The sequence below is a fragment of the Streptomyces xanthophaeus genome (genome assembly GCF_000725805.1).
Lineage (GTDB): Bacteria > Actinomycetota > Actinomycetes > Streptomycetales > Streptomycetaceae > Streptomyces > Streptomyces xanthophaeus.
Window position 1 is genome coordinate 137,492 of sequence record NZ_JOFT01000008.1, and the last position, 19,764, is coordinate 157,255.

Consider the following 19,764-nt stretch of genomic DNA (forward strand, 5'->3'; position numbering starts at 1 on the left):
CCTGGTTGTGCTGTGGCCGGAAGGGTTCGCCGGGCGGCTCCGAAAGAGACGGCTAGCTGCCGGCCGCGGCGACCGTGACCGCAGTGATCGCGATCATCGCGACCTGCATGTCGCGGATGGCGGCGCGGACGCTCTCCGCCGCCCATTGCCCTGCGGCTACCTCCTCCATCCGCGAGGCGATCTGCTTGCGAGGGCTGTCGGGGAAGGCCAGCCGGTGCAGTTTGGCCGAGTGGATCAGCGCGATGAGGCCCGCCGTCCGTGTGTCCGGCTCGGCGCCGTCCAGCACCACGGCCCCGAGCCGCTCACGCAGTTCGCGCTCCACCGCGCCTTCGGCCTCGGGGTAGCGGCGCATCGGGAACACACCGAGTGCCTTGCGCGTCTCCTCCACCACCACCCCGCGCCTGCACAGGCTCTCGAGGGCTGCGGCAACGGCCTTGGACTGGTCCTTCGTCAGCCACTCCGTCACCCGGCGCTTGGTGCGCCCCCGCATCCAGGTCTCGATCAGCGCCATCCGGCTGTCGAGGATCGGGTCCCCGGTCGGAGTCCTGTCCACCAGCTCCAGGTACTTGCCCGTGACCGAGACCCTTCCGGCCAGCACCAGTTCGAGCAGGAACCCGCCCGACACCGCCCAGCCGGCGGCTTGCCGCTGCTTCACCGATCCGGACTCGTCGTCCAGGGACAGCAGCATGATCTCTTCGGCCAGCGTGATTGCCATGGTCGCTACCCCCGTAGGTACATCAACGGTCACCTTCCACTGATGAGACGCCCGGCTCCCCACTGAGGTTCCGGTGCGCGCCTTCCGAAGGGGACGAGATCGCCTAGAGGGCCGGGTAGTCCGTGTATCCGCGGGCATCGCCCCCGAAGAAGGTGGTCGGGTCGGGGGTGTTGTAGGGGCCTTCGGTGCGGAGCCGCACCGGCAGGTCGGGGTTGGCCAGGAAGAGCGCGCCGAAGGCGAGGAGGTCGGCGGTGCCGTCCTCGATCAGCGTGAGGGCGCGGTGGTCGGTGGGTCCCTCGGTCGCCGGGTTCAGCACGAGCGGTCCGGTGAACTGCTTGCGCAGGGCGAGGGTGGCCTCCCGGATCTCGGGGCCGTGCTCCAGAACGTGCAGGTAGGCCAGGCCGAGCCCGTCGATCTCCTTGACGAGGGCCTCGTACACGGGCTGCGGGTCGGGCTCGGAGATGTCGTTGTACGGGTTCCCGGGCGAGATGCGCAGGGCCGTGCGTTCGGCGCCGATCGCGGCGGCGACCGCCTTGACCACCTCCACCGCGAAGCGGATCCGGTTCTCCACCGGACCGCCCCACTCGTCGGTGCGCCGGTTCGAGCCCGGCGCCAGGAACTGGTGGATCAGGTAGCCGTTGGCCCCGTGCAGCTCGACCCCGTCGAACCCGGCCTCCACCGCGTTGCGGGCGGCCTCGGCGTAGTCGGCGACGGTTGCCCGCACCTCGGCTCCGGTCAGTTCCCGGGGGGTCACGAAGTCCTTCATGCCGTCGCCGGTGAACAGCTGTCCCTGGGGGGCGACCGCCGACGGGGCCACGGGGACGAGGCCGTCGGGCAGCAGCGTGGGGTGGCCGATGCGGCCGGAGTGCATGAGCTGGGCGAAGATCCGGCCGCCGGCGGCGTGCACGGAGTCGGTGACCTCGCGCCACGCGGCCACCTGCTCGGCGCTGTGCAGGCCGGGGGTGAAGGGGTAGCCCTGCCCGACGACGGAGGGCTGGATCCCTTCGGTGATGATCAGACCGGCCGAGGCTCGCTGGGTGTAGTACTCGGCGACGAGTTCCGTGGCGACGCCGCCTTCACCTGCGCGGCTGCGGGTCATCGGGGCCAGGGCGATCCGGTTGGGAAGGGTGGCACCGGCGACGCGAACGGGTTCGAATGCAGTGGTCATGGTTCGCCTCACAGAGATAGTTGGTCGGCCAATCATTGGCTTCGAGATGCAGCGTACCGCATTGCTTGGCCGACCAAGGTAAAATCTGGACGGCGGGTAAAGTTCACGGGAGACGGACCCCCGAAGACGGACGAGGGGTCTGCAGGCAGGCCACCGAACCGGCCCTGCCGGACCCGATCCAGGAGGAGCGCTGCCATGACCGCGGAACCTGCTCAGGAACCGCGCACCACCTCTGCGTGCGCGGCGGCGCCCAGCGCCGTGCTGGACGGGCCGGTGAGTCACGCCATCAGCCGGGTCGCCCGGCTCCACCGGATCGCAGCAGGCCGGGCCCTGCGGGACCTGGGACTGCACCCGGGGCAGGAGTTCCTGATGATGCACCTCTGGGACAACGGGGCGGTGCGCCAGTCCGAGCTGATCAAGGCGGTGGGACTCGACCCGTCCACGGTGACCAAGATGCTCCAGCGCCTCGAGCACTCCGGTCACGTACGGCGCCGCCCCGACCCGTCCGACCGGCGGGCGTCCCTGGTGGAGGCGACGGACACCAGCTGCGAGCTCCTGGTCGAGGTCCGCAGGGCGTGGGGCGAACTGGAACGCCAGACCCTTGACGGCCTGGACGAGGCCGAACGCACCGAACTGGCCCGCCTGCTGGGCAAGGTCGAGACCACCCTGTGCACGGAGGTCACCCGGGGCGGCGGCCCGGAGTGCGAAGCGGCGTACAAGGGCCCGGGCGGCTGCTAGGCCGCGGCACCCGCCGCGCCTCCCCGCACCTCCCCGCACCTCCCCGCGCCCTGTTGGACCCACGAGGAACGATCCGAGAGATGGACGAGAGAGACGATGACGCTGACTGAAGGCCGACGGGTGCGGCTGGCCACGGAAACCACGCTGATCGAGGCGGTGGCGACCGAGGACGGTACCTCCGCAGGGTCCCTGTCGCTCGCCGCGGGCACCGAGGGCACCGTCGAGCGGGTGGTGCAGCACGACCACCAGAGCAAGGGGGTCCGCGAGTACGAACGTCTCAAGTCGCTCCTCGACTCCTTCGGCCACGACATGCCCGCGGGAACCAAGAAGCAGCTCGAAGAGCAGGTCAGCGCCCTGGAGCCGGAGTGGATCGAGTACCAGCGACAGGGTCCGGCCGTCACGGTCCGCGTCCGCTTCGACAACGGCTTCATCCTCGACGGCGTACGCGAGGCCCTCTTCGTCACCGCCTGACGCACACTGATCATCGGACCTGAGGGGGAGCATGAACGACTTCGACGTCGACGGCTATCTGGCCCTGCTGGGCGTGGCCCGGCCTGCGGCGCCGACCGCCGAGGCGCTGTGGGCACTGCACCGGGCGCAGGTGGAGCGGGTCGCCTACGAGAACCTCGACATCCATCTGGGGCGGCCGACGGGCATCGGCGCCGCGGAATCCGCGGCCCGGATCGCGCGCGGGCGCGGCGGCTACTGCTTCCACCTCAACGGGGCCTTCGGTGCACTGTTGACGGCCCTCGGCTACGACGTCACCCTGCACCGGGCCGGGGTGCAGGGCACCCCCGAGGACCCCGCGGGCGCGACCGGCGACCATCTCGCGCTCACCGTGCGGCTCGACGGTGGGCGGTGGCTGGTCGACACCGGGCTCGGCGACGGCATGCACGAGCCGCTGCCGCTGCGCGAAGGCAGCTACACCCAGGGGCCGTTCACATACGCCATGGCCCCGTCAGCGGCGGAGCCCGGCGGCTGGCGGTTCACGCACGACCCCCGCGGCTCGTTCACGGCGATGGACTTCGCGCCGGACCCCGTGGAGCTGTCCTCCTTCACCGCGGAGCACGTCCGGCTGTCCACCTCCCCCGAATCGGCCTTCGTCCGGGTCCTCACCGCCCAGCTCCGCGACGCCAAGGGCGTGGACGTGCTGCGCGGCTGCGTACTGCGCCGGATCGACACCGGGGGCACGGACGAACGGACCATCGATGCGGCCGACGACTGGTACGAGGTACTGGCCGGCCTGTTCCGGCTGGACCTGACCGACGTCGACGCCGCCGCGCGGGCGGAGCTGTGGCACCGCGTCCACACCGCGCACCAGAAGTGGGAGGCCGCGGGGCGGGGGTGAGGGGCATCCGTAAACATGTCGACACCGGCCGCGCGATGGGGAATGCTTCGCGCGATGATCAGAAGCGACGACACGCCTCCCGCATGGGACGAGCGCACCCAGCTCACCACCTTCCTCGACTACGTACGTGACACCACCCGCGCCAAGTGCCAGGGCGTCTCCGCGGAGAACGCGCGCAAGGCGCTCCTGCCGGGCTCACCGCTGATGACCATGAGCGGCTTGGTCAACCACCTCCGCTGGGTCGAGCACTACTGGTTCCAGGTGGTCTTCCTCGGCGAGGAGGACCAGGGCCCCTGGACCGACGAGGACCCCGACCGCGAAATGCGCATCGCCGTCGACTTCCCCCTCGCGCAGTTGCTCGACGAGTACGCCGAACAGAGCGCCCGCTTCCGCGAACTGGTCGCCGGGAGCGGCCTGGACGACCGGGCCAAGAAGCCCGTCCGCGACGGCCTCCACGTCGACCTGCGCTGGATCCTCCTGCACCTCACCGAGGAGACGGCCCGCCACAACGGCCACCTGGACATCCTGCGGGAGATGCTCGACGGCACGACCGGCGACTGATCCGCTCAGTCGTCGGCCGCCACCAGGAGGGTGAGGCGGCCGGCCAGGCGGTCGATGAGCACGAACTCGTGGAATTCCCCGTGCACACCGCCCCAGTCGTGCAGCGCCCCGCCGCCGAGTTGGGGCAGGTGGTAGATGCGGTCGGCCTCGGCCAGCCGCCCGAACACCTCCCGCTGGAGATCCGCCGCCAGTTCGGCGGGCACGTCCCCGTACTGGTCGGCCCACTCGCGCAGGATGCGCACACTGTCCTCCCGGCCGACGGCCTCGTAGGCGTGCGGGGTGACCATCCGCAGCCAGTACGGTCCGTGCCGGAGCCCGTCCGGCAGCACCCCGCCGCCTGCGTAGTCGTCCCGGAACTGCTCGTGCCCTATGAGTGCGGCCAGCAGTTCCTCGTCACCGTCGGACTCCGCGGGGAACCGCAGGTGCTTGACGGTGACCCACCGGAAGGCATGCGATCTCGGTTCCTGGAACTTGTAGTCCCGGAACAGGATGAAGGCGTCGCCTTCGTAGGTGAGTTCGTTCTCCATGGCACCACAGCTTAGAAGCCGGGCGGGGCGCGCCCTGCGGGCCGAGGAGCGCGGTTGACATGGAGTGCACTCCAGCACCTAGCGTCCCGGGCAGACGGTTCCGCTGACTGCGAGCTCTGGAGGCACCACCATGACCATGACCGAAGTCCCCACCCGACACCTGGGCGGCCTGGCAGTCTCCGCGCAGGGCCTGGGATGCATGGGCATGAGCCACGCCTACGGCCCGGCGGACGACGCCCAGTCGATCGCCACCCTGCACCGCGCCCTCGACCTCGGGGTGAACTTCCTGGACACCTCCGACTTCTACGGCGGCGGGCACAACGAGGAGCTGATCGGCCGGGCGCTGGCCGGGCGCCGCGACGAGGCGGTGCTGGCCACGAAGTTCGGCATCGCCAACCGGCTCGGTGAGCCCACCCGGATCCGTGGCGACGCCGCCTACGTGCGCCAGGCGTGCGAGGCGTCGCTGCGTCGCCTCGGGGTCGACCACATCGACCTGTACTACCAGCACCGCGTCGATCCGCAGGTGCCGATCGAGGAGACCGTCGGTGCCATGGCCGAGCTGGTGCAGGCCGGGAAGGTCCGTCGGCTCGGGCTGTCCGAGGCCGGGGCGGACACCGTCCGGCGGGCGCACGCGGTGCACCCGATCACCGCGCTGCAGAGCGAGTGGTCGCTGTGGACCCGGGACTTGGAAGCGGAGGTCGCCCCGGTCTGCCGCGAACTCGGCATCGGGCTGGTCCCGTTCTCCCCGCTGGGGCGCGGTTTCCTGACCGGCCGGTACAGCTCGGTCGATGGGCTGTCCGACGCCGACATGCGGCGCAGCCAGCCGCGCTTCGCCGAGGGCAACATCGACCGGAACCTGGCGGTCGTCGCGAAGCTGGACGAGCTGGCTGCGGCGAAGGGGGTGACCACCGGTCAGCTGGCCCTGGCCTGGGTGCAGCACCGCGGGGCCGACGTGGTGCCGATCCCCGGCACCCGCAGGCAGTCCTACCTGGAGGAGAACCTCGCGGCCCTGTCCGTCGAGCTGTCCCCCGAGGACCTCGCCGCGATCGAGGCCGCCGCCCCGGCCGAGCAGATCGCGGGTGCCCGGTACGACGCGGCCGGCCTGCGCTTCGTCAACCGCTGAGCCCTCGCGGGGCCGCGGACCGCCGTCCCGGCCGGGCAGCACAGAGCAGGTGTAAAAATGCTGCACTTGTGCGCGCTTTTGATGCCATCATGAGGCAACTCCCCTCGACAGGAAAGGCATCGCCATGGATCAGCTGCCCCCGCACCCCGACAGCGAACGGTATTCCGTCACCCTGTGCCCTCCGGCGGTCACTGCGGTCGCCGAGCTCACGGCCGCATCGGGCGTCAGCAAGTCCGACGTGATCAACCGGGCGGTACTGCTGCTCGGGTTCATCGAGGCCGAACGCGCCAAGGGCCACGACCTGATGATCCGGGACACCTCCGGAGCCCTGGAGCGCATCCACATCATCTGAGCCATCTGGTGGACCCCCACGCGTGTCCTCCCGCAAGCGGCGCAAGCGGCGCGGATAGTCGTGACGGGCGCCCGCGAAAGCCGTGGCCGGCCCTTGGCGATCCGCCGGATGCCGGTGTGACGCGCAGGAGAATGAGGCCGAAGATGAACAAGTCCGTACTGGTGTGCACGATGGCGGCGAGCTTGCTCCTCGGCCCGGCCGCCGCCGCGGGGGCCGCGCCGAGGGCCGCCTACCCGGTCGGCGAGGTGGTTTCGGACGCGCCGCTCAACGTCCGCCAGAAGGCGACGGTCCACTCCGGCACCGTCAAGGTCCTGCGTCCGGGCCAGCGCGTGCTGCTCAACTGCCAGGCGCGCGGCGGGTGGGTGGACGGCAATCCGGTCTGGTACCGGCTCCAGGGCGCCAAGGGCTGGGTCGCTGCCCGCTTCGTCCACAACCACCAGCCGGTCCGCTCCTGCTGACCGCCCGCCTGCGACGAGTACCGGCACCGCACACCGCGTGCCGGTACTCGCGCGTTGCGGGCCTGGCGGCCCCCGGCAGCGGGCACGGGGCTACGCTCCGCAAGATGGAACGCGCAGAAGTGCTCAAGCGAGTGATCGGCATCCTCACCGAGGCCCAGGACATCCGCCGGGCGGCCGAAGCCGGAGAAGACGACGACGGTCCGGCCGAGACGGCCGGTGTGGCCGGTCAGCTCCTGAACGAGATGCTGCCGTCGATCAGCGTCCCGGCCGACGCGTCCCCGCAGCAGGTGGCCACCCTGGTCGCCGAGGCGCTCGGCCCGGCCCTGCACACGATGGTCTCCGGATTCAGCCTGGCGTTCACCAGCCTCGCGATGGCGCACGACCACGGGCGGACGGACGTCTCCTCGATCGAGGTCCTCCAGGAACTCGCCCTCGAAGTCGAGGCGGGAACCTACGACGAGGGTCCGTAGGGCGAGGGTCCGTAGAGCGAGACCCGGGCAGCCCCCCGCCGTCAGCCGGCAGCGCTCCTGCGGGCACGGAACGCCGCGGCCTTGGTGCGGTTCTGACAGGCGGTGGAACAGAACTGGCGGGCCGCGTTGCGCGAGGTGTCGGCATAGACCCGGTCGCAGCGCCCGGCCTGGCACACGCCCAGCCGGCCCGCGAGGCCGCCGCCGACCGCCAGGGCCAGTGCGGTGGCGCAGCCGGCGCCGACCCCTGCCGCGAACGAATCGTCGGCCCCGTGGAAGTGCAGCTGCCAGGACTCCCCCACGGTCCGGTCCAGCCGCGGCCGGGCGGCGGTGTCGCGCAGCAGGACGTTGACGGCCTCGGCGGCGGCGTCCATCCGTCCGTCCTGAACGGCACGGAAGACCTCGCGCATGGACCTCGCCGCCTGCGCCAGCAGCTCCGCCTGTCCCGCTGCGGTGTCACGGCGCAGTGCGTCCGCCCCGGTGGGCGGCAGCGCGGCGTCGACCGCGTCCGGGAGGTCGGATCCGCGGGGCGCGGTGTAGGTGCGGCCGCGCGCCTCACCGTCGGTGAGGGTGTTCACGAGCGATACCGCTTGCTCCAGCAGCAGCGCCACGTGACTGTCGAACATCACTTGACCAGTCACCCCTTCGAGGTTAGGTTCCGTACCTGACGATACTCGATTGGCCAGTTACGCGTGAGGGGTGGCGGCATGCCGCGAACCGTATGGCTGCTGGTGACGGCGCGGGCGATCAATCGGCTCGGCGCCTTCTCGCTGTCCTTCCTGACCGTCCTGATCAGCACGGAGTACGGCGCGAGCACCACGACCGCCGGGGCCCTCTCGGCCGCCTTCGGTCTCGCGACGATCCCCTCCCGGCTCGCAGGAGGCCGGCTCGCCGCCCGCTTCGGGCGCCGCCGGACCATCGTGCTCGGCCTGACAGGGTGCGGGCTCGCCCAGCTCGGCATCGCTTCCGCGGACTCGCTGGCGGCCGTGGCGGTGTACGCGATCATGCTCGGGCTGGCCTTCGAGCTGTACGAACCACCGAGCCAAGCCATGATCGCCGACGCCGTCGGCCCCGAGGAACGGGTGCGCGCGTACAGCCTGCTCAATGCCGCACTCGCCGTCGGCGGGGCGGGGGCGGGGCTGATCGCGGCGGGCGTGGGCCGCTGGGACCTGCGCTGGCTGTTCGTCGTCGACGCGCTGACCTGCCTGCTCTGCGCGCTGGTCGTCCGCCTCGTGCTGCCCGCCGATCCCGCCCGCCGGCCGGCCGGTCCGGAGCGCCTGCGCACGGACCGGGTCCGGCCGTGGCGGGACCGCGCCCTGTGGGCCGTGTTCCTGTCCGGCACGGCCTTCGCGCTGGTCTCCATGCAGATCGTCATGGCCCTGCCGCTGACCCTGGACCGGCGCGGCTTCAACCCCGCAGACGCCGGGCTGCTGTTCACCGCCTCGGCCCTGACCGTCGTCGCGGCCCAGCCCGCCCTGCGGCTGCGGCGCCTCGCCGCGCTGTCCGACGCCCGGGCCCTGGCCCTCGGTCACCTGCTGCTGGCGGTCGGGCTGGCCGGCTACGCACTGGCGCACACCCTGCCCGCGTTCCTCCTGTCCACCGCCCTGTGGAGCCTGGGCGACGTCCTCGTCCTGGGGCGCGTCCTGAGCGTGGTGGCGGACCTGGCACCGGCGGGCGGGACGGACCGCTATCTCGCCGCGTACGGCACCAGTTGGGGCATCGCCACCGTCGTCGCCCCGGTCACCTCGACCCAGTTGCTCGACCGCGCGGGGGCCGGCCCGCTGTGGGCGGTCTCGGCCTGCTTCTGCCTCGTCCTCGCGGCCGCACAGCTCCTCGTCGTCGGCCCCCTCGTCACGCGCACCGCGGCGACGCGCCCGGACCGCCCCGGCGCCTCGGTGGCGGCCGGGAACGCTGGTGCACAATGACGGGCATGCGCGCTCCCATCGGCCCGTTCGACCAGGCCCGCCCGGCAACCGACTGCCTCGACGCACTGACCCGGCCGGTGGCCGACGCGGTCCGGTCCTGGCGGGGCAGCGTGCCCGCCGAGCAGATCCTGTACGTGGACACCGACCCCGCCATCGCCGACACCGCCGCCTTCGTCGAGCACTACGGGCAGGAACTCCTCTCCCAGTCGGCGAACTGCGTGATCGTCGCCGCCCGGCGGGGTGGCGAGACCACCCTCGCCGCCTGCCTCGTCGCCTCGGGTTCGCGTGCCGACGTCAACGGCGTGGTGCGCCGCCGCCTCGGAGCCCGGAAGGTGTCCTTCGCGCCGATGGACACCGCCGTGGACGGGACGGGCATGGAGTACGGGGGCATCACCCCCGTCGGTCTCCCCGCCGACTGGCCGTTGCTCGTCGACAGGGCCGTCGTCGACATGCCGTACGCCCTGATCGGCAGCGGCCGGCGCCGCGGCAAGCTCATCGCGCCGGGCAAGCTCTTCGCCGAACTCCCCGGCGCCGAAGTGGTCGACGGGCTCGCCGTCTGAACCCCTTCCGGGCCGGGCGCCGGGACGGGCCGTCTCACACGGGCCGAATCAGGTCACGCGGGCCGGCTCAGGTGACGGGTTCCGGCGCCGGGACCGGACCGGGCAGCGGGCCCGGCGACGGGTGCGGGGAAGGCCCCGGGGCGGGCGGGGGCACCGGATCGGGTTCGGGCCGGGGCGGCGCCGGAGGCACCGGGTCCGGTCCGCCCGGAGCCGGTACGGGGCCCGGCAGCGGCCCCGGAGCCGGACCGGGGCCCGGACCCGGCGACGGGGTGGGACTGGGAGGTACGGGGTCGTTCGGCGGGGTACCCACTGCTGCTCCTCTCGTCGGATGGGTCGCGTCCCACCGCGGCGGACGCTGCGGCGCGGACGCTTCACGGTGCGCGCCTACCCCCGTCGGCCGGTCGTAGACCCCGGCGGCGGCAGGGGCGCGGGTGTGCGTGTGGGTGTGGGTGTGACGGCAGGTGCCCGTGCGTCAGCAGCGTTCACCTGGGAAGGCGGCCGGGTATGCCGGAAACGATCAGTGGTTTCACCCGTTTCACCGCCCGGATCGCGCGACGCCGCCGCGAACCGGTCGCCGTCCAGGCCCTGCGTTCCACCGCTGCGGCCGTGATCAGTTACCTCGTCGCGCTCCGCCTGAGCAGCGAACCGACCCCGTTGACCGCACCCCTGACCGCCCTGCTCGTGGTGCAGGTGACCCTCTACTCGACGCTGAAGACCAGCGTCCGCAGAGTGAATTCGGTGGTCGTCGGCGTGCTGATCGCGATCGGTTTCAGCGTGCTGGTGGGCCTGACCTGGTGGAGCCTCGGCCTGCTCATCCTGGCCTCCCTGGTGGTGGGGCATCTGGTCCGTGTCGACGAGTTCGTCCCCGAGGTCGCCATCAGCGCGATGCTCGTCCTCGGTGTCACCCAGGTCGCGGACACCGCCTGGGACCGGGTCCTGGAAACGCTGATCGGCGCGGCGGTCGGACTGCTGGTCAACCTGCTCTTCGCACCACCCGTCTGGGTCGGCCCGGCGGGCGAGGCGATCACCGGACTCGCCGCGCGCATGAGCCGGCTCCTTGAGCACCTCGGTGAGGAACTCCCCGGCCCCTCCCACGCGTCCTCGGTGGAGCGGGCCACGGCCCGGCTGCACGAGGCACGCCTGCTCGACAACGACATCACCCAGGTGGACGCCGCCCTCCGGCAGGCCGAGGACAGCCTGCGCCTGAATCCGCGCGTCAAGGAGGGCCTGCTGTTCCGGCTGGTGCTGCGGACCGGCCTGGACACCCTGGAGATCTGCGCGGTCGTGCTCCGCGTGACCTGCCGGACGCTGACCGACCTGGCCAGGGCGCGCCCCGAAGGTCCGCTGCTCCCGGCCGGGACGACCGTCGCGCTGCGGGAGGTGTTCCGTCATACGGCCGTCGCCGTGGAGAGCTTCGCCCAGCTGATCACCGCGCAGGTCAGCGCCAACGCCGAAGAGGCGGAGACCCGCCTGGCCGGGGAGCTGGCCGTGGCCCGTGCGCACCGGGACCGGCTCGCGGGCCTGTTGCTGGCCGGTGCCCGGGAGGACCCGGCGCAGTGGCAGCTGTACGGCGCGCTGCTCACCGAGATCGACCGGGTCCTCGACGAGCTGGGCGTGGACAAGCGTTCCCAGCGACTGCTCGAGGAACTCGATCACCACACGCGTCGCACGCGGGGCACCGGCCGCCTGCGCGGGCTCCTGAGCCGCCGCCCCGCCGAGGAGGTGGCGACGAAGTGATCTCCGCCCTGCACGAATGCCCGTCAGGTGGGCCTCGGGGAAAGGGCGCTGTAAACGATTCTTTCTAAAGATACCTTTAGATCATGCCTGAGAACGCCGAGCCCCCACCGGGCGTGCCGCCGCGCACCGTCAGCCTGACCGACCCCCGGGCCCTGCGGGCGTACGCCCACCCCACCCGCATCACCCTCGTCGCCCTGCTCAGGCACAGCGGCCCCTTCACCGCGACCCGGGCCGCCGAGCTGACCGGGGAGTCGGTCGCCAGTTGCTCCTACCACCTGCGGACGCTCGCCAAGTACGGGCTGGTCGAGGTCGCGGAGGGCGGTCAGGGGCGCGAGAAGCCCTGGCGGGCGACCGCGCAGTTCACGCACTGGCCCGCGTACAGCGAGGACGTGTCCGTCGCGGCGGCCTCGGGCGCGCTGAACGCCGCTGTCCTGGAGCGGTACTTCGAGCGCGTGGTCCGCGCCCAGAAGCTGCGCCACGAGCTGCCGCGCGCGTGGCAGGAGGCGGAGCACTTCGGCGACACGATGCTGCACCTCACCGCGGAGGAGCTCGCCGCGCTCGGGGACCGGATCCACGAGCTGCTGGAACCCTACGAGGCACGCCACGCGGATCCCGCCCTGCGCCCCGAAGGGAGCCGGCCGGTCAACATCCTGCGCCTCGCCTTCGCCGACCGCGAGTTCCCCGAGGAGCACCTCGGATGAAGCGAGCCGTTGCCGCCCGCGTCCCCTCCCTGCTGCGCGAACTGACCTTCCGCCGCTACTGGACCGGCCAGACCGTCTCCCTGCTCGGGGACCAGATATCCCTGATGGCCATCCCGCTCGCGGCCGTCCTGATCCTCGGCGCCGACGCGGCCGAGATGGGCTGGCTCAAGACCGCCGAGCTGCTGCCCGCGCTGCTCCTCAACCTGCCCCTGAGCGCCTGGGCCGACCGCCTGACCCGGCGCCGCCGCGCGATGATCGCCGCCGACCTGGGCCGGGCGGCGCTGCTGGTCACCCTGCCCGTCGCCTACGCGCTCGACGCGCTCAGCCTGGGACAGCTCTACGCCGTCGCCTTCGGCGTCGGGGCACTGAGCGTCCTCTTCGAGGCGTGCAACTCCACCCTGTTCGCGGCACTCGTCCCCACCGAACGCTATGTGCAGGCCAATTCGCTGCTCAGCGGCAGCCGTTCGATGGCCTGGCTGGCCGGTCCCAGTGCGGGCGGCCTGCTGGTGCAGTCACTGACCGCACCCTTCGCCCTGCTCGCGGACGCGCTGACCTACGTCCTGTCCGCCGGCTGGCTCGCCCGCATCGCACCGGACGAGCCGGAGCCCGCCCCGGTCGGCAAGGGGCATTTCACCGAGGGTCTGCGCTGGCTCGTGCGCGAGCGCTCCATGCGGGCGATGTTCGCCATGGCGGGGACCATCCAGTACTTCAACTACATGTTCCACACCCTCTTCGTGCTGTACGCGACCTCCGAACTCGGGCTGAGCGCAGGCGTCCTCGGGGCGGTGCTCGGCGCCGGGGCCGTCGGCGGGCTCCTCGGCGCGGCGTGCAGCGGAGCGGTCGTCCGCGCCCTCGGCATCGGGCCGTCCGTGGTCGTCGGCTGCCTGGGGTTCACCCTGCCCCTGCTGCTGATCCCGCTCGCCCACGGCCCGCTCCCGGTGGTCATCCCCCTGCTCGTCCTCGGGGAGTTCCTCTCCTGCTTCGGCGTGATGATGCTCGACATCGGTGCGGGCTCGCTCCAGATGGCCCTGATACCCGAAGGGATACGAGCCCGTGTCCTGGGCGCGTACCGCACGCTCAATCACGGCTTCCGGCCGCTCGGCGCCCTCACCGGCGGTTTCCTCGGCACGGCGATCGGGGTGCGCCCCACCCTGTGGATCGCCACGGCCGGGGCGGTCCTCAGCGTGCTGTGGCTGCTGCCCTCGCCGGTCCCCGGCACCCGTGAGCTGCCGGGCGCCGAGGAGGACCGGACGACTGCCGATCCGGCCCCGGTGGGCGCCTCCGAGCACCGGGACGTGTGAGCACGGCCCCCTCGGGCAGCCCCGAGCGGTGCGTTCGCGCGGGAGGCCGAGCTCAAATCTTCCTCTGAACCCGGCCGCACCGGGATTGGCGCCCCCTTGACGGGACATCACCTCCGCAGCACGGCACGGGACAGCAGGCTGAGGGGCGCCAGGCGGCGGGGGGGGCAGTGGTGTTGGACATCTACGAGGTGGCGTTCCTGGCGGGCGGCCCGCAGCGAGTGGCGGAGGTGGCGCTGCTCGGGCTGCGGGAACGCGGGTGGATCACCGTGCTGGGCCCGCGCGTACGGGCCGAGCGGCGGGCGGAGGAACCTCCGGAGCATCCCGTCGAGCGCGCCCTGACGGGGCTGTGCCCGCGGGGGAAGGGCGTGGCCGTGGTGCTGACGGCCGTGGCCCGCGGGCCGGAGGTCGCCGAGATCCGGGGCCGGCTGCGCGCCGCCCGGCTGCTGGGCCCCGTACGCCCGCGCCCGAGCATGGCCGGGCGGCGCCGTCTCGCGGCCGCGCGGGCGGAGGGCGTGTGGCCCGCGTACGTCTTCGAGGGACCGCCCGCGGTCCCCGACCGGCTGCTGCGGCGCGTCATCCAGCAGGCGAACCCGCTGCCGAGCGGACTCGGCAGGACCCTCGTCCGGATGGGGAAGGCCCTCGACCGCGCCGACCACGACGACCACGGCCACGACGCCGGCCATGGCGGTGGCGACGGGCACGGCTGTGGCGGAGGCGGTGGCGGTGGCGGCGACTGAGCCGTGCAGCTCGGCCAGTGCTGCCCGGGCGGGCGCCGCACCCCCAGCTCGATCAGCCCACGGGCCGCCGGGGGTCAGTGCGGTCGCGGCGCCCCGGGGATCGAGGGCCCGGCGCAGCGCCGCGGTGAGGGAGGCGGGCGTCGGGCCGGTGGGCCGGGTGGGCACCGCCGATGCCGAACCGGTCCACGCGCCGGACGAAGCAGAACGGGTCGAACTTCTGCGGGACGACCACTTGGCGCGCACCGGTTGCGGCGGCGCCTGCAGTCCGGCGCGGGCACGTCGAGGTCAGCTCCACCCCAGCCGCGGGCAAGGAGCATGCGCAGGCCCAGGGCACGGGCACGGGCAGCTCCACGCGCCGGTCTGGAACACCTCCGGTTGCGCAGGTCCGGGCCGGACACGGCGCGCCGGGGAAGGTGTGGCTGCCCACGTCGCCGACCGGGGCGAGGCCGACGGCCGCGAAGCGGTCCGCGAGCGTGCCCTCGGGTGGCTCCCGCAGTTGCCCGGGCGGGGGCGGCGGTTCAGCCGTAGGTGATCGTGATCCGTTCGAAGCCCAGTGAGCGCAGCAGTCCTTCCAGCACCACCGTGGTGTTGCGTTCGGCGCGCTGGGTGAGTCCGCTGTCCTGCGCCGCCGCGCCGATGCGCTCCACCGCCAGCTTCTGCACGGCCTGCTCGCCCTGCGGGTTGCCGGAGAACAGATCGCCCAGGCGGTCCAGCAGTCCGCGCTGCTTGGAGACCGCGTACGAGCGCCCCGGGTCCAGTGCGGGAGTGCCGAGGACCGCGTGCGGGAGGCGGAGGACCGCTTCGGTGCGGCTGTCATCGACCGACACGGCCTTCTCGTCGAGGCTGCCCAGCTCCACGTACGCCGAGACGGAACCCGCGCCGACGTACAGGGTGCGGGTGCCGCGGATCGCGTCGGGCAGGAAGGCGGCGTCCTTCTCCAGGTCCACCACGACCTGGTAGTCGCCCGCCGAGCCTTCGAGGCGGCTCATGTCGCGCAGGGACTTGAGCACCGCCGGGCCGGTGCGGTCGTGGGTGCGGGTCTCGAAGAGGTCGCCCAGGCCGGGCAGGGAGAAGAGGCGGCCGGCGAGGACGAGGAGGGCGGCCACGACCACGAGCGCGACGGTCACCCGGCCCGCCCAACGCAAGGTCCGCCCCGGGCGCGGCGCGCGCTGGGGCTGCCGGGTCCGCTCCGTCGGCTGCTCCCGCTGGTCCTGCTGGTCCCGCTGTGTTCCTTGCGTCCGTTGCGGCCTGCCGGGTCGGGCGGACGGCTCGCTGTCGTTCGCGGAGGTCTCCATGAAGACCGGATGCCCCGTCACCTCATGGTCATCCCTTTCGGCTTGCGGCCCGGCGGACGGCGGGGGGCGTGCGGGCGCCGCCCGTGGGTACACGCCCCGCCAGAAGCCGAGCAGCGCGAACGCCAGGCCCGTTCGGGCCGCCCGACGACCCACGGAGCCACGCATGGACGAGACGAAGACCACCGCCGCACCACCGGCCCCGGCGGACCTCCGCCCTCCCGTACACCCGGCCCTGCGGGCAGCGGCCGTGCTGGTCGCCTTCGCCGGGACGGTCCTGTTCAGCATCGCCTTGGCGCGGGTCACCCTGGAGCCGTCCGCCGCCTCCGTCGACCTCGTGCACAGCAACGTCCGTCCGGGTGCCTCGATCGACGCCTACCTCGACGGGACGTCCGTCAAGGACGCGGCCAAGCAGCTCGGCGGGAACCTCCTGCTGGGCGTCCCGTTCGGTGTCCTGCTGCCCGTCCTGCTGCCGCAGACCCGGGGCCTGCTCCGGGTGGCGGTGCCCACGGCGCTCGTGATGACGCTCGTCGAGCTGATCCAGGGGGCGCTGGTCGCGGGACGGGCCTTCGACGTCGACGACGTCATCCTCAACACCACCGGCGCGCTGCTCGGGTACCTCCTGCTGGGCCGCCGTCTGGGCCGCGCCGTCCACCCCCGCCGCCGCCACTGGTGGCACCGCTGGACCCGACGGCCCGCCCGGCAGCCCGCCGCCCCGGTGCCGGCGGCCGCGGGCGCCGCTACCGGCACGGACGCCAACGGCCCGGCCGGCCGCCCGGCGCCCGGCTCACGGCTGCCGGCCTGGGGTGCGCGCTTCCTCAGGCCCGGCGGCCGCCTCCGGAAGTGACCCGCCGCCCTCACATGCGGTAGAAGGCCAGCGCGTTGTCGTGCAGGACCGCGTCCAGGTGCTCGCCCGCCGCCTCGGCGACGAGGTCGAGGTCGGCGTCGGCGAAGGGGCGCCGGGCGCGGGTCGAGGGCAGGTCGGAGCCGGTCATCAGGGCGGCCGGGTCGGCCTTCAGCACGGCCCGGATCACGTCGGCGACATCGAGTTCGACCCGGCCGAAGCCGGTGGCCTTGACGCGTACGCCGCGTTCGACGAGCGCCAGCAGGTGCGGCAGACCGTCCGCGTGCAGGCCGAGGTGGTCGATGCTCACCGCCGGGAGTGCGGCCAGCGTCGCGGCGAGTTCGGGCAGGTCGCGGGCATCGACGTAGAGCTCGGTGTGCATGCCCGCGACCTCGTGGGCACGCCGGGCCAGGGTGTCGAGGTGCTCCAGGGCCGCGGAGCCGCCGCGCCGCAGATTGAAGCGCACGCCGCGTACGCCGTGGCCGGCGAGGCGGAGCAGTTCCTCGTCGGGAACGTCGTGCGGGATCTGGGTGACTCCGACGAAGCCGGTACCGAGCCGGGCGAGCGCGTCGAGGAGGTAGCTCTGGTCGAAGCGCTGGAACGAACCCGACACGACGGCTCCGCCCGTGACGCCGAGCGCTGCGGTCCGCCCGCGGTACTGCTCGACGGTGAACTCCTCGGGCGTGTAGCCGTCGTTCTCGTACAGCGGGAAGCGGCTGTCGATCACGTGGAAGTGGGCGTCGAAGAAGGGGCGTCGATGCGTCACAGGGTTCTCGTTCTCGGTGCTCACGGTGTTCCTTCCCGAAGGCTTGGGCGCGGATGCCGATGCCGATGCCGATGCCGATGCCGATGCCGATGCTCAGTAGATGGTCCACGCCTCAGGCGGAAGGATGTGCCACCCGGTGGGTCATGACGCAAGACGGTTTCTCCGCCGTCGCTCCACTCAGCGCGTCCGCCACCTCGTCGTGAGTCGTCCCAAAACGCAGCGGCCCGACCCCACCCGCGGATCCACCGTCCACCGCGGCCTCTCACTCTCCGGCCGCGCTTCCCACCAGTCATGCGCGCCCCCGTGGTCACCCACGTCCGGAGCGGGTAGCGGGGCAGGCCCCCGGGCCTGTCTCTTGAATCTGTCCGTGAGATCGTCGTGCTCATGACGGAATCCTGGGTGATCGATGACGACAACCCTGTCCCGGTGTCGTCCGAGGTGGTGCTGGGAGCCGTTCGGGCGAGGATCGGCAGCGATCGGCTTGAGACCTGGCTTACCAGTCCGTCTGGTCGATCGCTGGCCTTCGTGACGAACACCCAGCGCGCGATGGTGGTGCTGTTCGATGGGGAGTACGGCGAGCAGCATGCGGTGGACCCAGGAGCGAGCGGATCGAGCGAGGGGTTCGTCCTCTCCAACGGGCAGCACGATGAGTACCCGGATGAGGACACCGTGCCGATCCGTGAGGCGTTCAGGCTCCTGGAGCACATCGTCGCCACGGGATCCTGGCCTGCCGACGCACGCTGGGTCGTCGATCGCTGAAGCGTCGGCCTGTCGCCGGACCCGAAGCAGAATGGCGGCGAGGTCCATCGCCGACCGCGAACCGGGTCGGCCGGCGACAACGGCTCGGTCCGTTCCCACATCGCATCAGTGATCACTCGTCGGGCAGACACGTCCGCTCAACTGACCAGCCGATCGCGAGACGAGCTCTACAGGGCGCGCTGCCAGGTCTGGCCGACGAGGTCGTGTCCGAAGCTGTGGTGGGCCTCTTCGGCGACGAGCTCGAAGCCCTGCTTCTGGTAGATGCGCCGGGCCGAGCCGAGCACGTCGTTGGTCCACAGGGAGATCGACTCGTACCCGGCCCCGCGGGCGAAGCGCAGGCACTCCTCTACCAGCCGGGCTCCCAGGCCGAGCCCGCGCGCCACGGGGTCGACGAGCAGCAGGCGCAGCTTCGCGGTGCGGTCGTCGCCGCGTACGCAGAAGACGGAGCCCGCCCGGACCCCGTCGACCTCGGCGATCCACGCCGCCTGCGGGCCGGGGTCCTGCTGCTGCGCGTAGTCGGCCACGATCCGGGCCACGAGCGCCTCGAAGCCGGTGTCCCAGCCGAACTCCCGGTCGTAGAGCTCGCCGTGCGCCATCACGACCCAGCCCAGGTCACCGGGCCGGTCCAGAGGCCGGATGACCACCTCACGCTCTGCCATGACGTCCGTCCTCACTCACTTTTTCACTGAAACGACTGTTTCAGTAGACTAGCCCGGTGACCCGATCCACGACAAACCCCTCGCCGCGACAGCAGGAGCTGCTGGAGGCCGCCTATGCCTACGCCCTGCGCAGCGGCCTCGCCGACCTGTCCCTGCGCCCGCTCGCCGAGGAGATCCACTCCAGCCCGCGCGTACTGCTCTACCTGTTCGGCAGCAAGGACGGCCTGATCCGCGCCCTGCTCGCACGGGCCCGGGCCGACGAGCTGGCGCATGTCCAGCGGCTCGCCGACGCGCAGCACGGGCCGGGAGGGCTGCACGCCGCCGCCCTCGAACTGTGGCGGTGGCTGTCCGACGGAGCCCACCGCGGCCTGCTGACCCTGTGGGTCGAGAGCTACGCCCGCTCGCTGACCGACCCGGAGGGGCCCTGGGCCGGCTTCGCCCGCGACACGGTCGGGGACTGGCTCGCGCTGCTCGCCGACGCCCAGCCCGCCGACACCCGGGACACCGGGGCCGCACTCGCCGAGCGCACCCTCGTGCTGGCCGTCCTGCGCGGCGCGCTGCTCGACCTCCTCGCCACCGGCGACACCGCCCGCACCACCGAGGCGGTCCGTCTCCAGCTGGACGGGGAGGCGTGCACCGGCCCCGCACACGGGGACTGACCGGCCGTCAGAGCGGCCGTCGGTCGAACCGCTCCCGTGCGTGCCGGTGGTTGGCCCGGATGATGAGGAGGATGGCCAGGACCGGCCAGACGACGGCGACGAAGAGCACCGTCACGCCGGCGAGCAGGACCAACGGCAGGGCCGCCCGGCCGTAGGCGGCTGCCGAGACGCGCAGGCTGCTCACGGTGCCCGGCCGGCATCGCCGGGCACCCGCGGCAACGGGGCCGGACGCCCCGGGGCGGGCACCGGCCCGTGCTCGCTGCGGCTGCACCGTCGGCTTCGGCTTCGGCCGGTGCCCTGCGCGGCCCGTGTCCTTGTCGCCCACCCTGTTGGCCTCCCCCGACGGCTTGCTCGTCCCTCCTTGGTC

24 protein-coding genes and 1 pseudogene are annotated in these 19,764 nt (G+C 72.5%); 17 read left to right on the top strand and 8 right to left on the bottom strand.

All coding sequences use genetic code 11. The features are described from left to right. Positions 1 to 52: 52 nt before the first annotated feature. Together IO30_RS0100630 and IO30_RS0100635 are read right to left on the bottom strand one after the other, a co-directional pair. Positions 53 to 715 carry a GOLPH3/VPS74 family protein gene (locus IO30_RS0100630; RefSeq protein WP_031138065.1) on the bottom strand — a complete coding sequence of 221 codons (663 nt, stop codon included), beginning with the start codon at positions 713 to 715 and terminating at the stop codon, positions 53 to 55. A 103-nt stretch (positions 716 to 818) separates the two neighbouring features. Next, a complete protein-coding gene (locus IO30_RS0100635; protein WP_031138066.1) occupies positions 819 to 1,883 on the bottom strand; it encodes an alkene reductase in 1,065 nt (354 codons plus the stop codon). Positions 1,884 to 2,078: 195 nt separating this feature from the next. Here IO30_RS0100635 and IO30_RS0100640 point away from each other — a divergent pair, with 195 nt between their 5' ends. From IO30_RS0100640 to IO30_RS0100655, 4 genes are all read left to right on the top strand, one after another. Continuing rightward, positions 2,079 to 2,621: a MarR family winged helix-turn-helix transcriptional regulator gene (locus IO30_RS0100640; RefSeq protein ID WP_051858790.1), complete on the top strand. Its 543-nt coding sequence runs from the start codon at positions 2,079 to 2,081 to the stop codon at positions 2,619 to 2,621. A 96-nt stretch (positions 2,622 to 2,717) separates the two neighbouring features. Then, positions 2,718 to 3,092 (top strand): hypothetical protein, encoded by a 375-nt coding sequence (locus IO30_RS0100645; RefSeq protein WP_031138070.1) that lies wholly within the window; start codon positions 2,718 to 2,720, stop codon positions 3,090 to 3,092. Positions 3,093 to 3,123: 31 nt separating this feature from the next. After that, complete coding sequence (locus IO30_RS0100650) at positions 3,124 to 3,969, top strand: arylamine N-acetyltransferase family protein (RefSeq protein ID WP_031138072.1); 846 nt, start codon at positions 3,124 to 3,126, stop codon at positions 3,967 to 3,969. Between the two features lie 54 nt (positions 3,970 to 4,023). Next, a complete protein-coding gene (locus IO30_RS0100655) occupies positions 4,024 to 4,530 on the top strand; it encodes a DinB family protein (protein ID WP_031138074.1) in 507 nt (168 codons plus the stop codon). 5 nt (positions 4,531 to 4,535) lie between these two features. Here the strand turns inward: IO30_RS0100655 and IO30_RS0100660 are convergent, their stop codons facing one another. Next, positions 4,536 to 5,057, bottom strand: a complete 522-nt coding sequence (locus IO30_RS0100660; RefSeq protein ID WP_031138076.1) for a hypothetical protein — start codon at positions 5,055 to 5,057, stop codon at positions 4,536 to 4,538. Between the two features lie 136 nt (positions 5,058 to 5,193). On the opposite strand from IO30_RS0100660, the gene IO30_RS0100665 reads away from it, so the two are divergent. The 4 genes from IO30_RS0100665 (at position 5,194) to IO30_RS0100680 (ending at position 7,460) form a co-directional block, all read left to right on the top strand. Continuing rightward, on the top strand, positions 5,194 to 6,180 hold the full coding sequence (locus IO30_RS0100665; RefSeq protein ID WP_031138078.1) for an aldo/keto reductase: 987 nt from the start codon (positions 5,194 to 5,196) through the stop codon (positions 6,178 to 6,180). A 124-nt stretch (positions 6,181 to 6,304) separates the two neighbouring features. After that, the gene (locus IO30_RS0100670; protein WP_031138080.1) at positions 6,305 to 6,532 is read left to right on the top strand and encodes a hypothetical protein; all 228 of its coding nucleotides are present in this window, start codon (positions 6,305 to 6,307) and stop codon (positions 6,530 to 6,532) included. A 143-nt stretch (positions 6,533 to 6,675) separates the two neighbouring features. Next, positions 6,676 to 6,990: a hypothetical protein gene (locus IO30_RS0100675; protein WP_051858791.1), complete on the top strand. Its 315-nt coding sequence runs from the start codon at positions 6,676 to 6,678 to the stop codon at positions 6,988 to 6,990. A gap of 104 nt (positions 6,991 to 7,094) precedes the next feature. Further along, on the top strand, positions 7,095 to 7,460 hold the full coding sequence (locus tag IO30_RS0100680; protein ID WP_031138083.1) for a hypothetical protein: 366 nt from the start codon (positions 7,095 to 7,097) through the stop codon (positions 7,458 to 7,460). Positions 7,461 to 7,501: 41 nt separating this feature from the next. On the opposite strand, the gene IO30_RS0100685 is transcribed toward IO30_RS0100680, so the two are convergent. Next, the gene (locus tag IO30_RS0100685) at positions 7,502 to 8,098 is read right to left on the bottom strand and encodes a CGNR zinc finger domain-containing protein (protein WP_234321419.1); all 597 of its coding nucleotides are present in this window, start codon (positions 8,096 to 8,098) and stop codon (positions 7,502 to 7,504) included. Between the two features lie 66 nt (positions 8,099 to 8,164). On the opposite strand from IO30_RS0100685, the gene IO30_RS0100690 reads away from it, so the two are divergent. The 6 genes and pseudogenes from IO30_RS0100690 to IO30_RS0100715 all read left to right on the top strand — a co-directional run. After that, the gene (locus IO30_RS0100690) at positions 8,165 to 9,382 is read left to right on the top strand and encodes an MFS transporter (protein ID WP_078904470.1); all 1,218 of its coding nucleotides are present in this window, start codon (positions 8,165 to 8,167) and stop codon (positions 9,380 to 9,382) included. A 5-nt stretch (positions 9,383 to 9,387) separates the two neighbouring features. Continuing rightward, entirely contained in the window at positions 9,388 to 9,942 is a 555-nt protein-coding gene (locus IO30_RS0100695) for a YbaK/EbsC family protein (RefSeq protein WP_031138089.1), read from the top strand. Between the two features lie 504 nt (positions 9,943 to 10,446). Next, positions 10,447 to 11,679 carry an FUSC family protein gene (locus tag IO30_RS0100700; protein WP_031138090.1) on the top strand — a complete coding sequence of 411 codons (1,233 nt, stop codon included), beginning with the start codon at positions 10,447 to 10,449 and terminating at the stop codon, positions 11,677 to 11,679. A gap of 83 nt (positions 11,680 to 11,762) precedes the next feature. Beyond that, on the top strand, positions 11,763 to 12,380 hold the full coding sequence (locus tag IO30_RS0100705) for a winged helix-turn-helix domain-containing protein (RefSeq protein WP_031138092.1): 618 nt from the start codon (positions 11,763 to 11,765) through the stop codon (positions 12,378 to 12,380). Further along, on the top strand, positions 12,377 to 13,681 hold the full coding sequence (locus tag IO30_RS0100710; protein ID WP_037892617.1) for an MFS transporter: 1,305 nt from the start codon (positions 12,377 to 12,379) through the stop codon (positions 13,679 to 13,681). Before IO30_RS0100705 ends, IO30_RS0100710 begins: the two co-directional genes overlap by 4 nt. A 158-nt stretch (positions 13,682 to 13,839) precedes the next feature. Continuing rightward, a pseudogene (locus tag IO30_RS0100715) lies at positions 13,840 to 14,418 on the top strand (TIGR04222 domain-containing membrane protein); the annotation flags it as partial. 518 nt (positions 14,419 to 14,936) lie between these two features. Here the strand turns inward: IO30_RS0100715 and IO30_RS0100720 are convergent. Then, positions 14,937 to 15,734 (bottom strand): DUF4230 domain-containing protein, encoded by a 798-nt coding sequence (locus IO30_RS0100720; RefSeq protein ID WP_237403287.1) that lies wholly within the window; start codon positions 15,732 to 15,734, stop codon positions 14,937 to 14,939. Between the two features lie 142 nt (positions 15,735 to 15,876). Between IO30_RS0100720 and IO30_RS39950 the strand changes: the two genes are divergently transcribed. Continuing rightward, complete coding sequence (locus IO30_RS39950) at positions 15,877 to 16,557, top strand: VanZ family protein (RefSeq protein ID WP_167347227.1); 681 nt, start codon at positions 15,877 to 15,879, stop codon at positions 16,555 to 16,557. A gap of 10 nt (positions 16,558 to 16,567) precedes the next feature. On the opposite strand, the gene IO30_RS0100730 is transcribed toward IO30_RS39950, so the two are convergent. Then, positions 16,568 to 17,344, bottom strand: coding sequence for an amidohydrolase family protein (locus IO30_RS0100730; RefSeq protein ID WP_237403288.1), 777 nt, complete (start codon positions 17,342 to 17,344; stop codon positions 16,568 to 16,570). Positions 17,345 to 17,704: 360 nt separating this feature from the next. Here IO30_RS0100730 and IO30_RS0100735 point away from each other — a divergent pair, with 360 nt between their 5' ends. Further along, positions 17,705 to 18,079 carry a hypothetical protein gene (locus tag IO30_RS0100735; RefSeq protein WP_031138104.1) on the top strand — a complete coding sequence of 125 codons (375 nt, stop codon included), beginning with the start codon at positions 17,705 to 17,707 and terminating at the stop codon, positions 18,077 to 18,079. 167 nt (positions 18,080 to 18,246) lie between these two features. Here the strand turns inward: IO30_RS0100735 and IO30_RS0100740 are convergent, their stop codons facing one another. Then, on the bottom strand, positions 18,247 to 18,738 hold the full coding sequence (locus IO30_RS0100740) for a GNAT family N-acetyltransferase (protein ID WP_031138106.1): 492 nt from the start codon (positions 18,736 to 18,738) through the stop codon (positions 18,247 to 18,249). Between the two features lie 56 nt (positions 18,739 to 18,794). On the opposite strand from IO30_RS0100740, the gene IO30_RS0100745 reads away from it, so the two are divergent. Then, complete coding sequence (locus IO30_RS0100745; protein ID WP_031138108.1) at positions 18,795 to 19,397, top strand: TetR/AcrR family transcriptional regulator; 603 nt, start codon at positions 18,795 to 18,797, stop codon at positions 19,395 to 19,397. Positions 19,398 to 19,404: 7 nt separating this feature from the next. Here IO30_RS0100745 and IO30_RS45130 read toward each other — a convergent pair whose 3' ends face one another. Next, positions 19,405 to 19,581, bottom strand: a complete 177-nt coding sequence (locus IO30_RS45130; protein WP_157853053.1) for a hypothetical protein — start codon at positions 19,579 to 19,581, stop codon at positions 19,405 to 19,407. Positions 19,582 to 19,764: the final 183 nt, after the last annotated feature.

Coding starts and splice junctions, on each gene's coding strand:
- IO30_RS0100630 (WP_031138065.1), bottom strand. CDS start 715: ATGGCAATCACGCTGGCCGAAGAGATCATGCTGCTGTCCCTGGACGAC.
- IO30_RS0100635 (WP_031138066.1), bottom strand. CDS start 1,883: ATGACCACTGCATTCGAACCCGTTCGCGTCGCCGGTGCCACCCTTCCC.
- IO30_RS0100640 (WP_051858790.1), top strand. CDS start 2,079: ATGACCGCGGAACCTGCTCAGGAACCGCGCACCACCTCTGCGTGCGCG.
- IO30_RS0100645 (WP_031138070.1), top strand. CDS start 2,718: ATGACGCTGACTGAAGGCCGACGGGTGCGGCTGGCCACGGAAACCACG.
- IO30_RS0100650 (WP_031138072.1), top strand. CDS start 3,124: ATGAACGACTTCGACGTCGACGGCTATCTGGCCCTGCTGGGCGTGGCC.
- IO30_RS0100655 (WP_031138074.1), top strand. CDS start 4,024: ATGATCAGAAGCGACGACACGCCTCCCGCATGGGACGAGCGCACCCAG.
- IO30_RS0100660 (WP_031138076.1), bottom strand. CDS start 5,057: ATGGAGAACGAACTCACCTACGAAGGCGACGCCTTCATCCTGTTCCGG.
- IO30_RS0100665 (WP_031138078.1), top strand. CDS start 5,194: ATGACCGAAGTCCCCACCCGACACCTGGGCGGCCTGGCAGTCTCCGCG.
- IO30_RS0100670 (WP_031138080.1), top strand. CDS start 6,305: ATGGATCAGCTGCCCCCGCACCCCGACAGCGAACGGTATTCCGTCACC.
- IO30_RS0100675 (WP_051858791.1), top strand. CDS start 6,676: ATGAACAAGTCCGTACTGGTGTGCACGATGGCGGCGAGCTTGCTCCTC.
- IO30_RS0100680 (WP_031138083.1), top strand. CDS start 7,095: ATGGAACGCGCAGAAGTGCTCAAGCGAGTGATCGGCATCCTCACCGAG.
- IO30_RS0100690 (WP_078904470.1), top strand. CDS start 8,165: ATGCCGCGAACCGTATGGCTGCTGGTGACGGCGCGGGCGATCAATCGG.
- IO30_RS0100695 (WP_031138089.1), top strand. CDS start 9,388: ATGCGCGCTCCCATCGGCCCGTTCGACCAGGCCCGCCCGGCAACCGAC.
- IO30_RS0100700 (WP_031138090.1), top strand. CDS start 10,447: ATGCCGGAAACGATCAGTGGTTTCACCCGTTTCACCGCCCGGATCGCG.
- IO30_RS0100705 (WP_031138092.1), top strand. CDS start 11,763: ATGCCTGAGAACGCCGAGCCCCCACCGGGCGTGCCGCCGCGCACCGTC.
- IO30_RS0100710 (WP_037892617.1), top strand. CDS start 12,377: ATGAAGCGAGCCGTTGCCGCCCGCGTCCCCTCCCTGCTGCGCGAACTG.
- IO30_RS39950 (WP_167347227.1), top strand. CDS start 15,877: ATGGACGAGACGAAGACCACCGCCGCACCACCGGCCCCGGCGGACCTC.
- IO30_RS0100735 (WP_031138104.1), top strand. CDS start 17,705: ATGACGGAATCCTGGGTGATCGATGACGACAACCCTGTCCCGGTGTCG.
- IO30_RS0100740 (WP_031138106.1), bottom strand. CDS start 18,738: ATGGCAGAGCGTGAGGTGGTCATCCGGCCTCTGGACCGGCCCGGTGAC.